This is a genomic window from Nesterenkonia ebinurensis, assembly GCF_008711175.1.
GTDB lineage: Bacteria > Actinomycetota > Actinomycetes > Actinomycetales > Micrococcaceae > Nesterenkonia > Nesterenkonia ebinurensis.
In genome coordinates this window covers 274,896-289,945 of record NZ_VWNF01000021.1, presented here as the reverse complement: position 1 = coordinate 289,945, position 15,050 = coordinate 274,896, and the positions used below count along the sequence as shown (strand labels likewise).

11 protein-coding genes are annotated in these 15,050 nt (G+C 62.6%); 8 read left to right on the top strand and 3 right to left on the bottom strand.

What is annotated here, in order from left to right:
* Positions 1-10 precede the first annotated feature (10 nt).
* The 5 genes from F0311_RS08900 (at position 11) to F0311_RS08880 (ending at position 6,461) form a co-directional block, all read left to right on the top strand.
* Positions 11-1,012, top strand: coding sequence for an NAD(P)-dependent alcohol dehydrogenase (locus F0311_RS08900; RefSeq protein ID WP_150461571.1), 1,002 nt, complete (start codon positions 11-13; stop codon positions 1,010-1,012).
* A 37-nt stretch (positions 1,013-1,049) separates the two neighbouring features.
* Complete coding sequence (locus tag F0311_RS08895) at positions 1,050-2,204, top strand: M20 family metallopeptidase (RefSeq protein WP_150461570.1); 1,155 nt, start codon at positions 1,050-1,052, stop codon at positions 2,202-2,204.
* Positions 2,201-3,031 carry a hypothetical protein gene (locus tag F0311_RS08890; RefSeq protein ID WP_150461569.1) on the top strand — a complete coding sequence of 277 codons (831 nt, stop codon included), beginning with the start codon at positions 2,201-2,203 and terminating at the stop codon, positions 3,029-3,031. Before F0311_RS08895 ends, F0311_RS08890 begins: the two co-directional genes overlap by 4 nt.
* A 10-nt stretch (positions 3,032-3,041) precedes the next feature.
* Positions 3,042-4,187, top strand: a complete 1,146-nt coding sequence (menC, locus tag F0311_RS08885; protein WP_150461568.1) for an o-succinylbenzoate synthase — start codon at positions 3,042-3,044, stop codon at positions 4,185-4,187.
* Between the two features lie 372 nt (positions 4,188-4,559).
* Complete coding sequence (locus F0311_RS08880; protein ID WP_191089837.1) at positions 4,560-6,461, top strand: DUF6318 family protein; 1,902 nt, start codon at positions 4,560-4,562, stop codon at positions 6,459-6,461.
* Between the two features lie 496 nt (positions 6,462-6,957).
* On the opposite strand, the gene F0311_RS08875 is transcribed toward F0311_RS08880, so the two are convergent.
* Entirely contained in the window at positions 6,958-7,683 is a 726-nt protein-coding gene (locus F0311_RS08875) for a XamI family restriction endonuclease (protein ID WP_191089836.1), read from the bottom strand.
* A 188-nt stretch (positions 7,684-7,871) separates the two neighbouring features.
* Positions 7,872-9,470, bottom strand: a complete 1,599-nt coding sequence (locus F0311_RS08870) for an Eco57I restriction-modification methylase domain-containing protein (RefSeq protein WP_223881229.1) — start codon at positions 9,468-9,470, stop codon at positions 7,872-7,874.
* A gap of 245 nt (positions 9,471-9,715) precedes the next feature.
* Between F0311_RS08870 and F0311_RS08865 the strand changes: the two genes are divergently transcribed.
* The 3 genes from F0311_RS08865 to F0311_RS08855 all read left to right on the top strand — a co-directional run bounded on the left by F0311_RS08865 (position 9,716) and on the right by F0311_RS08855 (position 14,147).
* Complete coding sequence (locus tag F0311_RS08865; protein ID WP_150461565.1) at positions 9,716-11,218, top strand: CoA-acylating methylmalonate-semialdehyde dehydrogenase; 1,503 nt, start codon at positions 9,716-9,718, stop codon at positions 11,216-11,218.
* 243 nt (positions 11,219-11,461) lie between these two features.
* Positions 11,462-12,577: a zinc-binding dehydrogenase gene (locus F0311_RS08860; protein WP_150461564.1), complete on the top strand. Its 1,116-nt coding sequence runs from the start codon at positions 11,462-11,464 to the stop codon at positions 12,575-12,577.
* Positions 12,578-12,587: 10 nt separating this feature from the next.
* The gene (locus F0311_RS08855; RefSeq protein ID WP_150461563.1) at positions 12,588-14,147 is read left to right on the top strand and encodes a GntP family permease; all 1,560 of its coding nucleotides are present in this window, start codon (positions 12,588-12,590) and stop codon (positions 14,145-14,147) included.
* A gap of 58 nt (positions 14,148-14,205) precedes the next feature.
* Here F0311_RS08855 and F0311_RS08850 read toward each other — a convergent pair whose 3' ends face one another.
* Positions 14,206-14,946 carry a GntR family transcriptional regulator gene (locus F0311_RS08850; protein WP_150461562.1) on the bottom strand — a complete coding sequence of 247 codons (741 nt, stop codon included), beginning with the start codon at positions 14,944-14,946 and terminating at the stop codon, positions 14,206-14,208.
* Positions 14,947-15,050 lie beyond the last annotated feature (104 nt).

Below are 15,050 nucleotides of genomic sequence, written 5' to 3'. Positions count from 1 at the left end.
GATTATTTCCATGACTGCTAACCGTGCTGCCGTGCTGCAGGCCCCAGGAGAAGTGATCATCGAGCCCCGGGAGACACCACAGCCCGGTCCCGGTCAGGTGCAGGTAGCCATCGGCGCGGTGGGAATCTGCGGCTCCGATGTCCACTACTACCAGCACGGCCGGATCGGGGACTTTGTGCTTCAGGCACCCATGGTGATCGGCCACGAGTCTGCCGGCACCATCACCGCGGTTGGCGAGGGTGTGGATCCGGGCCGAGTCGGCCAGCTGGTGGCCCTAGAGCCCGGTGTGCCCTGCAAAACCTGCACCCAGTGCCTGGCCGGGCGGTACAACCTATGCCCTCAGATGCAGTTCTTCGCCACTCCGCCGGTGGACGGCTCCATCGCCACATATGTGGCCCTCGATGCCGCCTTCGCCCATATCGCCAATGGACTCACCGCCGAGCAGGCCGCCATGGCCGAACCGGTCTCCGTAGGGGTGTGGGCCGCCCGGAAGGCCGGGATCACCGTGGGTGACCGGGTGCTGGTGACCGGGGCTGGACCCGTGGGACTCTTCGCCGCCCAGGTGGCTCGCGCCTACGGGGCCTCCTCCGTGACGCTGACCGACCTTTCCGAGTTCCGGCTCGGGGTGGCACAGGGACTGGGCTTCCACACCCAGCGGGCCGATGCGCCGCTGCACGAGGGCAGCTATGACGTGCTGCTGGAATGCTCCGGAGCCGCCCCTGCTTTCAAAGCCGGGATGCGCGCCCTGGACCGGGCCGGCCGGGCCGTGGTGATCGGCATGGGCTCAGACGAACTCCCCCTGGAGGTCTTCGCCCTGCAAGGCAAGGAGCTCACCGTCCAAGGTGTCTTCCGCTACCGCAACTGCTACCCGGCAGCCCTGGAGCTGATCGGCAAGGGTGCGGTGGAGGTGGCCCCCGTACTCACTCACCGGTTCACCCTGGAGGAGACCGAGGCTGCTCTGACCCTGGTCCGTCGTGAGCCAGACTCCCTGAAGCCGGTCGTCCTCCCCTAACCGTCTCACTGCGGTAGTGCCGGGTAGGCTGAGACCCATGCCTGCAATCTCACCTGACCTGCTGAAGTCCGCCGAGGCTCGGCTGGACGACATCATCGCCGATATCAAGACCCTGGTGGAGGTCGAGTCCCCCTCCGAGGACAAGGACGCCGTGGCAGAAGGCGCAGCCGTAGTAGCTGACCTCATGTACGAGCGGCTCGACATGGAGCCCGAGCCGGTGGTAGTCAACGATGTGACCCACCTGCGGCTGCGGGTGGGTGAACTCAAGCCCAAAGTCGTGCTGATCACCCACCAGGACACTGTCTGGCCCGTCGGCACGGTGGCCCGCAAACCCTTCAGCAATGACGGCCATGCCCTGCGCGGACCCGGTACTTTCGACATGCTCACCGGACTGGCCATGTCCATCCACGCAGCCAAGATCCTCAAGGACCAGGGTCATACTCTTTATGGGCTGTCCATCCTGGTCACCGGGGATGAGGAGCTGGGTTCGACCACCTCCAAGGAGCTGTTGCTTCAGGAGGCCGCCGAGGCCCGTGCCGTCTTCGTGATGGAGGGCGCTTTGGACACCTCGCTGAAGGTGGCCCGCAAAGGCACCTCCAACTACACCGTGGCCGTGCACGGGGTGGCCTCCCATGCCGGACTGGACCCGGAGAAAGGCATCAACGCCGGGATCGCACTGGGTCTGCTGATGCCCGAGATCGCCGCCCTGGGTGAACCCTCCCTAGGTACCACCGTCACCCCTACCGTGCTGAAGGGGGGCACGACGACGAACACCGTGCCTGACTACGCCGAAGTGGTAGTCGATGCCCGCGCCACCACCATCGCAGAGCAGGAGCGCGTGGATGAGCAGATCCGGGCACTCACCTCCCCGATGACTGGGGCCCGGATAGAGGTCACTGGCGGGGTCAACCGCCCGCCCATGGAACGCTCCGCCGCCCAGACCCTGTTCGAGCGCGCCGAGAAGGTGGCCGCCGCCATCGGTATCGATGAGCTCACGGCCGCTGAAGTGGGCGGGGCCTCCGACGGGAACTTCACCGCCGCAGCCGGAATCCCCACCCTGGACGGAATGGGCGCCTGCGGGGCCGGAGCCCACGCGGAGCATGAGCACGCCCTGGTGGACTACATTGCCCCGCGCACCGCCCTGCTGGCCGGTCTGATCGCCGCCCACCTGGATCGCCCTGCGGCTGGATGACCTACCAGATCCGCGACCTGCACACCGCTGAGCAGATGCAGACTGCAGCGGCTCTGCTGGAGTCCATCTGGCTGCCCGAGGGTCAGGGCGATGCGCCGGTGGAGGCCGGACTGCTGGTAGCCCTGGAGCATGCCGGCAACTATGTCTCGGGCGCCTTCGCCGGGGAGCAGATGGTGGGTGCCACGGTGGGATTCTTCGGCGCACCTGATCCGCAGACGGGGCGTTCGCAGCTGATGCACTCCCATATTGCCGGGGTGCTTCCCGGGTTTGCCGGGCGTGGGATTGGGGCTGCGATGAAGCAGCACCAGCGCAGCTGGTGTCTGCAGCGCGGAGTGAGGCTCATGGAGTGGACCTTCGACCCGCTGATCGCCCGCAACGCCCGGTTCAACCTGCATAAGCTCGGTGCGGCGCTCACCGAATATCTGCCGGACTTCTATGGTGAGATGCGTGATGGCATCAATGCCGGCCAAGGCAGTGACCGGGCTCTGGTCAGCTGGGATCTTGCCTCCCCACGGCTGGGTGCTGAGATCGACGCTGTGCCCGCCCCGCAGCACACCCTACTGGACATCACCGACGAGGCCGCCCCATTCGCCCCAGCACGGGGAGAGGACGCGGTGACCGCTGCAGCCGAGGCGGAGCTGGTCGCTTTGCGCATTCCCCGGGATATTGAGGTGCTGCGCAAAGTTCACCCGCAGCTGGCTGCCCAGTGGCGCAGCGCGCTGCGCGAGACCATGCACCCGCTGCTGAAGACCGGATGGACAGTGGCCGGAATCCGCCGCGAAGGCAGCTATCTGCTGTGCGCCCCGGCAGCGCACCGGCGGAGATAGGCTGAACCCTATGCGTATCGAGTCGATCACCGTGCGGCGTTTGACCATGGAGATGATGTCCGCCTTCACCACCAGCTTCGGCACCCAGACCCACAGGGATCTGCTGATCGTGGAGGCCCGTTCCGGGGCGCACTCCGGCTATGGCGAATGCGTGGCAATGGCTGCTCCCTTCTACTCCGAGGAGGCCACCTCCACCTGCGCGGTGGCTATTGAGGAGTATCTGGTGCCGAGACTTCAGAACTGGTCCCGGCAGCAGGGGACCCCGGACGGCGTCGTCGTCATTGACCACCCCCGCCAGATCAGTGAGGCCTTCGCGTCGCTGAAGCGCAACAACATGGCCAAGTCCGCAGTGGAGGGCGCGGTCTGGGACCTCTGGGCAAAGCAGCAGGGAATCAGTCTGGCTGAAGCCCTGGGCGGTACCCGGAAGCAGATCCAAGTGGGTCTGAGCATCGGGATCAAGTCGACCGACGCCGAGCTGATCGAGACTGTAGGTGCCGCGGTGGATGCTGGCTACCGGCGGATCAAGATCAAGATCGCCCCGGGCCGGGACCTGGAGATGCTGCGCGCGGTCCGCGCTGAGTTCCCGGACACCCCCATCATGGCTGATGCGAACTCGGCCTACACGCTGGCGGATCTTGAGCTGTTCCGGGCTTTGGATGGGCTGGACCTGATGATGATTGAGCAGCCTCTGGCCCATGATGACATCGTGGATCACCGCCACCTGCAGGCTGCTATCCGCACCCCGGTCTGCCTGGACGAGTCCATCCACTCCGCTGAGGATGCCCGCAAGGCGATCGAGTTGGGTTCGGGCCGGATCATCAACATTAAGATCGGCCGGGTCGGCGGGCTGGCTGAGTCGCAGAAGATTGAGGCGCTGTGCCGCGAGCATGGGCTGGATGCCTGGTGCGGGGGGATGCTGGAGACCGGCGTCGGCCGTGCGCACAACGTGGCGATCGCCTCGCTGGCCGGCTTCACCTTGCCCGGGGACACCGCACCTTCTGCCCGCTACTGGGCGCAGGACATCATCGAGCCGGAGGTGGTGATGGACGCCGGGCTGATCACTGTGCCCACTGCCCTGGGGCTGGGGTACAGCGTGGTGGCCTCCCGCCTGGATGGGCACACCACGCACAGCGTCAGCTACGACCTCACCTCCTGACGAGCCAGTTCCCGCAGCACTACCTCGCATCCCTTTGCCCCCGTTCCGCACTGTTTCTACCCCTGGCCCGAGCCTTCTGGCACCGCTTTCATTCCCACGCTTTGCCTATTTCCCTCACGTCAGCCTGGCATTAGCGGTCGCCTGCTTGTCTTGATCGAGCTACTACGCGCCGCTGTGTCTCTGGAGTGCACCCACTACCTTCAGGTATATGCCCGGCTGATCTGGGGTTCTGGTGCTGTGGCCCGGAATGTGCTTATGGTATGTGGCGCAGCTCTCATTTTTGGTGATGAGTGTTGCGGTTTCGTGTTGATTCAGCGGAGCCGAGGATGAGGGACCCGGCTCTGTGTGAGCTACGGGAACGGATATCTGATGGTGACTGAGACAAGACTCCCGGCGCGCGTCGAGACTGTTGTTCTGGGTTCTGCGGCTGCGTTGGTTCTGGTGCTGACTGGTTGTGCTGGCGGGGCTGAGGCCGATACGCCTGAACCTACTGTGCTGGAGTCTGTCCCGGCAGCTGAGGGAGATGACGACGCCGTCCCCGACCTTGATCCCGGGGAGATGGACCCGGACGCCGACGACAACGAGGACGGGGAGGACGGCGAATCCGAGCCGGTTCCTGCCTCCTCTGAGGGCCCGGCCCGGAATTGGCCCGTCCCCGAACCCCCGGATGAGGTTTACGAACCCACCGAGGAGGGCGCGGAGGCGCTTATCCAGCACTGGTTCGACGTCCGCCATTACGCTCGCATCACCGGCGATACAGAACCACTGGAACAATTCTCCGCTGATGGATGCGTGATTTGTGAACAACAGGTAGAGAGAGTAACCGAGATGTTCGCAAATGGTGGATGGCATATGGGAAAGCCTGATGTTGTGGGCGATTGCTACGTGAGGTTGGAGTCTGACAATAAAGCAACGGGTTTGCTATCCCTCATTGAGTCTGAGTTTGAGACGTATTGGGATGGAGAGTTTTACTCAGAGACTGAAGAGGACATAGAGCGTGCTTTCGGTTTTGCCGCTATTTATGAGGGAGGGCACTGGAAGTGGGTGGAGTCCAACTACATTGGAGAATATGACACCTCGGATGTGGAGGAATGGGATGATGACACTGCAGAGGGAAGCGGTGGAGGACCTGACCCGTTGGCGAATTTTGAAGGTTTTAACGACATGCCACTTCTGTTCGAACCCACCTTCCGTGCGGAGGGATTGCGTTCACTGCTGCTTTTTGGCGGGGCCGAGGAGGACGACCCTATTTATGAAGCTGACGCTAACTTCTGGGAAGACAGTGCCGAAGTGCAGTTAGAGATACGCCAGCCGGGAAGTGAGAGTTCCGAGTGGATTCAGGTGCCGGGGGATGGCTCTGTCGGTGGAAACTCGGATGGTGGGTCTACGGGCGATGGCTCTGGAACGGGTAATCAGACTGGGTCAGGCAGTTCATTCTACTGTGTGGAAGGAGCGGGGATCGACCAGGCGTGCATGGAGATGCTCAACGCGATTGGGGCCAATGTCTTCCAGAGCCTCAACTGCTCCATCACTGAAACCGGAACCTCTGCGATCTCTACGATCGGAAGTGCTGCGCCGTCCACGTTCTGCGCCGAAGATGTTCCTCCGCAGGTCAGCGAAGAGGCGCTCGAAGCTTCGGTGGATACTGGTCCCACGTTGGAAGAGATCCTCGCCCAGATTCCTGGTGAGGTGGAACGGGCCTTCTCCTCCCTGCCGATTGACGGCGGCAGTGTCAGCTTCGAGGAGCAGCTCCAAGGATTCGGTTACATCAACCGTCACACCAACGTGTTCGCCACCACTGATTCCCAGGAGTTCACTGTGACCTTGCTGGGCATTCCCGTAGAGATACGAGTGGTTCCCTCGCAGTACCGCTTCGACTACGGGGATGGCACCGTCCGCACTACCCATCACCCCGGTGTTTCAGCCACAGAGAGTGGCGCTCTCCAGGCCGACGGTTCCCTGGTCGATGTCGAAACCCCAACCTCACATATCTACACCGAGACGGGAATCTACCCAGTGGAGGTCACAACAACCTTCATTGGGGAATACCGACTGTCTGACGGTGCCTGGACCCCCATTAGTGGCACGGCCACGGTTCCCGCAAGCCCCGGTGAAGCCGATATCTGGCGATTGGACCACCGGCATGTCTCCGGGGAATGCCGTGACCGCAGCTACTGGGGGTGCAACGGGCCCATCGAGTTAGAGCCCGGGGACCGCCCACCTGAGATCTTCGCCGACCAGTACGACGAATCTGGCAACTACACCGGCCCCTGACGGTCGGTACGGAGTAGCCCAAGCGTCAGCTACGGAAGCCCTATCAGTATGGACCAGGGTGAGGAAGGGCAAGCTCCTGGGTTCGTGGTCATGACATCATTATATTGTGATACAGTTTATATTCTGGGATTTATGAGGATGTTTCTTCGATTTTTCTTTCTGTCCTATGTTTATTTGGCTGTCATGTCTCGTTATGTTCTTTGTGGTTTCCACACTATCGGTAGGGTAGGAGATGCTCCTGATCCAGTGGTCGGCCTCAGATCGAACTGATCGGATATAAGGGTTTCGCCGATAGGCACGGACGTTGTGAGCATGTGCGAGGGTGCGTGCTGGCAAATCTGGCGGCGGGGGAGGCACATGCCGCAGGCATATGTGACCGAGCCAGGCGCAGAACCAATGCGTATCAGCGTGCAGCCCAAGAGAGCGAGCCGGGGATCCGTAGCCTCGTGGGTTGTGGGAAGCAAGCGAACGAGGTATGGCCTATTTGCGGAATCTTTTATGCAGGGTCGGCGGATTCGATGAATGTAGCGAGAGCATGTAGGTTGTGGGCCCAAAAGAGGGTGAGCCCCTGCTCCTGGGCAGCAAGTAGGTTGTCCACCTTGAAAGCTCCAGAGAGCACGGCACTAGGAATGGTAGAAGTTCCGAAGCGCCGGATCCACGCCTCTGCTTTGGCCGCTGCTTCGCGGTTGAGGCGCTTGACGCTGTTGGTATAGGAGTTGCTCACCTTGCACTCCACCGGCATGATGCTGCCGTCGCGGAGCCGAATCACCAGATCGGCCCGTCCGCCTCCGAAATCAGTCTCACTACAGAATTCCCCGGGCCCAGGGAAGTGCAAGGTGTTGGTCATTGGTCGTCGCGGGATCTCCGTATAGCCCAGGCTTCGGAGCATTGCGGCCACGGCTTCTTCCTGCTCATCCTTGGCATAGTTGCGCCGGTCAGTCTGGATGCGTTGACTTGCCATCAGGGCTGCTGTGGAAAGGACAGCACTCTCACGCTCTTCCTCAGTAGGCACATCTCCCCGCCGGAGCCAGGGAAAGCGGTACGGATCGATTCCCAAACGGATTACCCGCAATGCCCGGTCAACCGCCCTGGTATCTGTTGTGAACCACTGTGCGGTCAGCTTGAGCTTTGCCAGGAGCTCAAGATCGTCCTGACTGATGGGAGGCGCGGTCAGATAGCGCAGAGCTGTCAGCAGACCTCTGTCCCGCAGCGTTTCTGACATCACACTTTCCAGCATGAGCAGATCCTGACTTCTGCTGAGCAATGTCCGTACAGATTCAGCACAGTCAGTGAAAGCTTCTTGATAAAGCTGTGCGTTCTCACGGCTGCGAATGCCCCTAAAGGCATCCACAGAGGCGTTTGACTCCTGATGCAGCTCCGCTCGCGTGGCAACCGGGCGTTTGAGTGTACTCATCCGGCCAGCACTTCCACCGCAGCTGCCAGATGCTCCGGAGTCGGAACGAGAATGCGCTCCATCTCCCGGGGCTCGAACTTGGTCAGCCCCCCGGCGTAGGTCCGACCCGCGGTGAGGGAGGTTGAGCTGCGCAGAAATGCCGCCAGGTGCCCAAGCGCATCGTCACTCAGTGGTTCCCTGGGGTAGAGGCCGTGGGCAATATTGATATGACGTGCTTCGGCTGTGTTCCGGACGAAAGTCGGAGGACGCCGCGCCATATAGGTGGCTAGGATGGGAGCAGGGCTGCGCAGCTGGACTCTCCACCACGGCTTACGCATTGAGGCGATATACCCCTGATGCACACCTAGGCGCTGCCCTTCCCGCAAGAAGCGGGCAATGAGCCGGCGGTCCCGCATATCCAAAGCGTCAAGATCTGCCGGGAGCTCCGCTACTCGTTTCAGCATCGCCTCCGTAGAGAGGTCACGACCAGCGCTGAAGAGTTCGCGAGCTCGTGTCACCGAAGGCATCAGCACATGCTCGGGCAGTCCGAACTCCGCAGAAGGTTCCACCCAGAACTTATTAGCACCAGTCACCGCTCCCCGGTGAACGCGGCAAAGCTCACCGAGTTCTACGTATCCTTCGGGCCCCGGATCAGCATCTGTGGTGAGGGTGCTCCAGCGATCACGCGAGAGGAGCCGCTGCCGGTCAACCTGCGTACCTTCTGAGAGCCGTCCCAGTGAGTGCAGATCCTTCACGTGCTTCATCGTGAGTGAGCGGGGCGATGATCCCAGCTCAAAGCCCACGATAGCAGCTGTGGTGGCAGTATCAGGGAAGGGTGCGGCGTCGGGGTCTAATAGGTGGATGGTCTGCCCGCCCAGCCCATTGGTGAGCAGCTCACGCACCACGCTGCCGTAGTTCACATCCAGCCATTCGGCGCTGGTGACGAACGCCCCGTAGTCACCAGGGCGGCCCAGCTGAGCAGTCGCCAGGTAGAAGTGAACGTGTAGCCCAGCCAGGGCACTGGCCCGCAGCCCGTGGTGTGCCGCGGTGGATCGCAGCCACTCCTTCCACTCCCCTGAGATCCCGTGATGGCGCACATAGGGTGGGTTGCCGATGAACAACGTACGCCCAGCAGTCTCGGGAAGTTCCAGCTCCCGGTAGTCGCCCACCACCACTTGGGTGCGGGAGGAAAGACCGTGCAGGTGGAGGTTGGTGCGCAGGATGAGTGCGCTGAGCGGGTCCAACTCCACGGCTATCAGCTCTGTCGCGGGGAACCGCAACCCGGCAGCAATGGTATAGCGGCCCGAACCAGCACCAGGGTCCACAACCCGTGCTGGCATACCCTGGTGGGCCGCCCAGTCCACCATGGCGTCGACAATGGGCTGTGGGGTGTAGGTCTGCCCCTGGCCCCGGCGGAGCTCAGCGGAGTGCAGCCGGCAGAAGATATCTCCCAGTGGATCCGCGCCGGCAAGGACCAACCCGCGTACCTGCTCCACCACTCCGGTGGCAGGCGCATCGGCGGACTCTAGCAGTATGTTCTCGCCCGCAGAGAGGGCAGGCAGATCGCTCGGCAGCAGTGCCCGGCAGAGACCCCCAAGTTCTGCTGTGCTGCTCACTGAGATCTCCATGCCCACCATCATCCCATCCGACACGGAGGCGGCGATTATCCGGCACTCCGTCTCCCCTTACCGGCTGGCTCAGCGGCCACTGCGTCGCTCAAACTCCCGGCGTACTTCCGCAAAGATTCCTCATGAATTATTTGTCTTGACAATAGGACAGATTATGTGAAGAGTGGTGCTTGACACATTTTTGACATATTCGCACCCCCGGGTGCTCTTCTGATGCCGAGAGGATTACGAGTGTGACCGTCACTGAGATTCACCACTGGATCAATGGTGCTGAGGATGCTGGAAGCGGCTCTCAGCGCCAGGATGTCTATAACCCTGCGACCGGGCAGGTCACTGGCAGCTTGCATTTGGCTGACCGGCAGGATCTGGAGCAAGCAGTCCAGGCCGCCCGCGCCGCGGCTGATACCTGGAGTGAGGTATCGATGTCTAAGCGGATGCAGGTGATGTTCAAGTTCCGGGAACTGGTCCATGCCCATACCCACGACTTAGCTGCGCTGATTACTGCCGAGCACGGCAAGGTCCTCTCTGATGCCGCCGGTGAGGTCGGCCGCGGACTGGAAGTCGTAGAGTTCGCCTGCGCTTTGCCCCAGACGCTGAAAGGTGAGTACTCTGATCAGTTCTCCACCGGGATCGATGTCTACTCCTTCCGCCAGCCCCTTGGTGTGGTCGCCGGAATCACCCCGTTCAACTTCCCGGTGATGGTGCCGCTGTGGATGTCCCCGATCGCTATCGCCACCGGTAATGCCTTCATCCTCAAGCCTTCTGAGCGTGACCCTTCAGCCTCCATGCTGCTGGCCAAGCTGTACAAGGAAGCCGGCCTGCCTGGTGGTGTCTTTCAGGTTCTGCACGGGGATAAGGAAACCGTGGACGGGCTGCTGACCCATGAGCAGATCGACGGGATCTCCTTTGTCGGCTCCACTCCGGTGGCTCAGCACATCCACCAGACCGCTACTGCCCACGGCAAACGCGTCCAGGCCCTGGGCGGTGCTAAGAACCACGCTGTGGTGATGCCCGATGCTGACCTGGATCTGGCTGCTGATCATCTTTCTGCTGCGGGGTTCGGCTCTGCCGGTGAGCGCTGCATGGCGATCTCGGTGGCCGTTGCTGTCGGAGAGGCCGCCGATGGGCTGGTCGACAAACTCGGCCAGCGTGCCCGCGATATCACCGTCGGCGAGGGCACAGAGCCCGATGTGGAGATGGGTCCGCTGATCACCCCGGCCTCTAAGGACCGGGTCAAGCGCATCGTCACCGAGGCTGAGTCCGACGGCGCTGCAGTGGTGGTCGATGGCCGGGACTTGGTGGTCGAAGGCAAGGAGGAAGGTTTCTTCGTCGGGCCCACCGTGCTGGACAGGGTCAAAGAAGAGATGAGCGCCTACCAGGAAGAGATCTTCGGCCCTGTGCTCGCGGTGGTGCGTGTGGATTCCCTGGAGGACGCCATCAGAGTCATCAACTCCAACCCATATGGCAACGGCACCGCGATCTTCACCGGCTCCGGCAACGTCGCCCGGACCTTCAAGCGCGGGGTCACCGTGGGTATGGTCGGGGTCAACGTGCCGATCCCGGTCCCGGCAGCCCAGCACTCCTTCGGCGGATGGAAAGACTCCCTGTTCGGCGATCACCACATCTACGGGCCCGACGGGGTACGGTTCTACACCCGCGGCAAGGTCATCACTGAGCGCTGGCCCCACCAAAACGACGTCGTGACAGCCTCCATGAACTTCCCCTCCCACGACTGAAGCCAGCACGCCTGCCTAAGGAATGTGCCTGTCGACTCGCTGGGGCTGGCAGGCACATTTCGCGTGCTCACACGGTGGGCAGCGACTTGAGACAGGGCACCAGGCGGTGCGTGCGCGGCGTCGTGCCCTGATGGGCGGCACCCTGCGCCGGGCTACGAACTTTGTCTTGACATTACAACTAAGAGACGCATACTGTGAGCCTGATCTCACTGTGATGCATACCGCCGCGGGAAGGACCTCGAAATGCCAGAATCCCCGTCATTCGTACTTGAGGCGGCCAACCAGCCGCTGCATCCCGACACTGTGACCGTTGCCGGCCCCAAAGCCGAAGAGGTGCTGGTGGAAGTGGCCGCCTGCGGGGTGTGCCACACCGACCTGCATGTGATCAAAGACGAGGTGGCCTTCCCCAAGCCTGCGGTGCTGGGCCATGAGGTCTCCGGGATTGTGCAGGAGGTGGGCGAAGGTGTCAGCCACGTCAAGCCGGGGGACCGGGTGGCCTGCAGCTTCATCATGCCCTGCGGGACCTGCCGGCACTGCGAAAAGGGCTTGGAGGACATCTGCGAGAACTTCTTCAACTACAACCGCCTTGGCGGGCAACTCTACGACGGCACCACCAGGCTGAGCCGCAATGGCGAGGACATCGCCATGTATTCGATGGCCGGGCATGCCAGTCACTGCGTGGTGCCCTCTCGAGCGGTCTTCCTGCTACCTGAGGAGATCCCGCTGGGCGAGGCCGCGGTACTGGGCTGCAGCCTGTTCACCGGTTATGGAGCGGTCAGCACGGTGGCCGATGTCCAGCCAGGGGAGACAGTAGCGGTGATCGCCGCAGGCGGTGTGGGGCTGAGCATCATCCACCTGGCCAGAGCCGCGGGGGCTGAACGGGTGATCGCCATCGACATCGATGACGACAAGCTCGCCCTGGCTCAGGAACTGGGTGCCACCGACGTCATCAACTCCGCCAACACCGATCCTGTCGAGGGAGTCATAGGCCTGCTGGGCCACGGAGTGGACGTGGCTTTCGAGGCCCTAGGCTCGGTGCCCACTGTGAAGCTGGCCGTGGACATCCTGGACGACGGCGGTCGAGCAGTTCTGGCCGGGATCGCCCCTGTGGGTCACACCATGGATGTGGACATCACCAAGGTGGTCCGGCGGAAGCTGCGGATCTTTGGCTCCTTCGGCGCTCCGGCCTCCACCGCCATGCCCGAGGTGATCGGACTGGCCGCCGAGGGCAAGATCAACCTCAACAAGCTGATCACCCACCGGTTTACCTTCGAGCAGACTGGTGAGGCCTACGAACTGCTCAACGAGCGCAAGATCCTGGGCCGCGGCCTCATCGAGATCAACCCCGCGCTGGTCTGAGAAACACCGTATGACACTGGGACTCATCGGAATCGTCCTCTCGCTGGTTCTGCTCATCACCCTCGCCTACCGCGGGGTGACGATCGTGATCGCCGCGCCCATCTCGGCCCTGGTGGCCATGCTCTTCTCCGGGGCGCCGATCCTGGCCAACTACACCGAAGTGTTCATGCCAGCACTGGCGGGCTTCATTGAGCAGTACTTCCCCATGTTCCTCACCGGGGCCATCTTCGGCCGGCTGATGACTATGGCTGGTTACGCCAAGGACATCGCCCAGGTGGTCACCCGCTGGTTGGGACCGCAGCGGGCCATGCTGGCCACCGTGCTCACCACCGCTCTGCTGACCTACGGCGGCATCAGCCTGTTTGTGGTGGTCTTTGTGATGTTCCCGCTGACCCGAGAACTGTTCCGGGCGGCGAATATCCCACGCCGGCTGATCCCCGGCGCTATCGCCCACGGCATGCTGACCTTCACCATGACGGCGCTGCCGGGCTCACCCCAGGTGCAGAACATCATCCCCGGGCAAGCCTTCCAGACCAACACCTTTGCTGCACCCGGCCTGGGCATCCTGGGTGGGACCATCATCTTCATCCTGGGCATGCTGTGGTTGGAATACCGGAAGCGCAAACTGCTGGCCGCCGGTGAGGCGTTCGCCGATCCCACCGAACTGGAGCGCAAGAACGGCGGAGCCGGAGGTGGAGCCGCAGCCATGGGTATTGGCGGTGGCGACGACGCCGCCTCCACTCAGACCAGTACCGCAACAGCCAGTAAGCCCACCTCAGGCTCCGGCAGCAGTGCCGCAGTGGGTGAGGGCGAGGAGCCGAAGGCGGATAAGCCGGAGGTTCCGGGCGACGACGAGGAGCAGCTGACCCCGCCCAACCACTTCCTGCCGTTCATCCCGATCCTGCTGGTTTTCATCGTCAACTTCAGCTTCACCATGTACCTGCTGCCGGCCATGAACTGGGACTACCTCTCAGGCGACCAGTACGGCGGTATCGTTCTGGAGGATCGCCTCAGTGCCTGGTCGGTGATCTCCGCGATGGTCATCGCCATCCTGAGCATCCTGGCGATGAACATCAAACACCTCAAATGGATCGTGCGGGGACTGGTCACCGGTGCCAAGAATGCCCTACTGCCCATCTTCAACACCGCTTCAGAGGTGGGTTATGGGGCCGTGGTGGCCTCCTTGGCGGCGTTCGTGATCATCCGGGACGGGATCTTCGCGGTCAGCGACAACGCGCTGGTAGCCTCCGCCATGTCCACCTCCACCATCTCTGGGGTGACCGGTTCAGCCTCAGGGGGTATGACCATTGCCCTGAACGCGCTGGGTGATGAGCTCAGAGAGCTGGCCCTGGACCAGGGCATCAGTATGGAGGCGATGCATCGCATCACCGCCATGGCATCGGGTGGACTGGACTCCATGCCGCACAACGGGGCGGTGATCACCCTGATCATCGTCTGCGGAATGACCCACCGTGAGTCCTATAAGGACGTCGGGATCGTCTCGCTGCTGATCCCGGTCTGTGTCACGGCCATGCTGATTCCGGTGGTGCTGACCTTCGGCACCTTCTGATGGAGCCGCCGCTGGGCGATAATGAGGCCGCTCAGCGGTACACCGGTGCTCAGCTGACTCAGTGGTTCATCAGAGTGGTCTCGTAGGAGTACAAGTCGGCACGGTAGACGTGATCGCCGAACTCAATGGCGGTTCCGGCGCTGTCCAGGGCGGTGCGCTGAACGGTGACCAGGGGAGAGCCGGGGCTGATGCCCAGCAGGTCAGCCTGCGCAGCGGTGGCCACCGTAGCTCCCACGGTCTGGTGCGCCATCTGGAAATCGCTGCCCTGCCGCCGCATGACGTTGTAGAGGCCGTCGCGCTCCAGGGCAGCCCCGGTGAGAGTGCCCACCGAGAGTGGCAGATAGTTCTCCATGATGCCCAGGCACTGACCATCGATGGAGCGCAGCCGCCGCAGATGGTAGACCTCGGTACCGGGGGCGAGCCCGAGCCGGTCGCGAACCTCATCCTCGGCGGTGACCGTTTCCAGGGTCAGCACACTGGTTCTGGGTTGGGCTCCGGACTCCTGGAGGTCGTTGTAGAGGCTGGAAAGCTTCAGACTGCGGCGCACCCGGGGGCCGATCACCTGAGTTCCGACGCCGCGGCGTCGTACTACCAGTCCATCGCGGACCAGCTTGTCCATCGCCTGGCGCAGGGTGGGCCGGGAGACGTGATAACGCTTGGCCAGATCGATCTCATTGTCCAGTTTGGTCTCCGGAGCCAGGGCGCCCTCCCGGATGGCCTGCTCGAATGCCTGTGCTACCTGGTGGTAGAGCGGCACAGGGGAGCTCCGGTCGATGTCGATCTCCAATTCGCCCGCCACGGCCGCATTTCCTCCGCATCACCTGTCAACTTGTCAGGACATTGAATCAAGTCTGCCACAGGTGAGCCGAGAGTGCGGAGAGGGCGTCTATCTGAGCTTTAGCA

Bases quoted from the DNA above. Each gene is read 5' to 3' on its own strand.
- F0311_RS08875 (WP_191089836.1), bottom strand. From the start codon at position 7,683: ATGTCAGAAACGCTGCGGGACAGAGGTCTGCTGACAGCTCTGCGCTAT.
- menC (WP_150461568.1), top strand. From the start codon at position 3,042: ATGCGTATCGAGTCGATCACCGTGCGGCGTTTGACCATGGAGATGATG.
- F0311_RS08895 (WP_150461570.1), top strand. From the start codon at position 1,050: ATGCCTGCAATCTCACCTGACCTGCTGAAGTCCGCCGAGGCTCGGCTG.
- F0311_RS08860 (WP_150461564.1), top strand. From the start codon at position 11,462: ATGCCAGAATCCCCGTCATTCGTACTTGAGGCGGCCAACCAGCCGCTG.
- F0311_RS08900 (WP_150461571.1), top strand. From the start codon at position 11: ATGACTGCTAACCGTGCTGCCGTGCTGCAGGCCCCAGGAGAAGTGATC.
- F0311_RS08890 (WP_150461569.1), top strand. From the start codon at position 2,201: ATGACCTACCAGATCCGCGACCTGCACACCGCTGAGCAGATGCAGACT.
- F0311_RS08855 (WP_150461563.1), top strand. From the start codon at position 12,588: ATGACACTGGGACTCATCGGAATCGTCCTCTCGCTGGTTCTGCTCATC.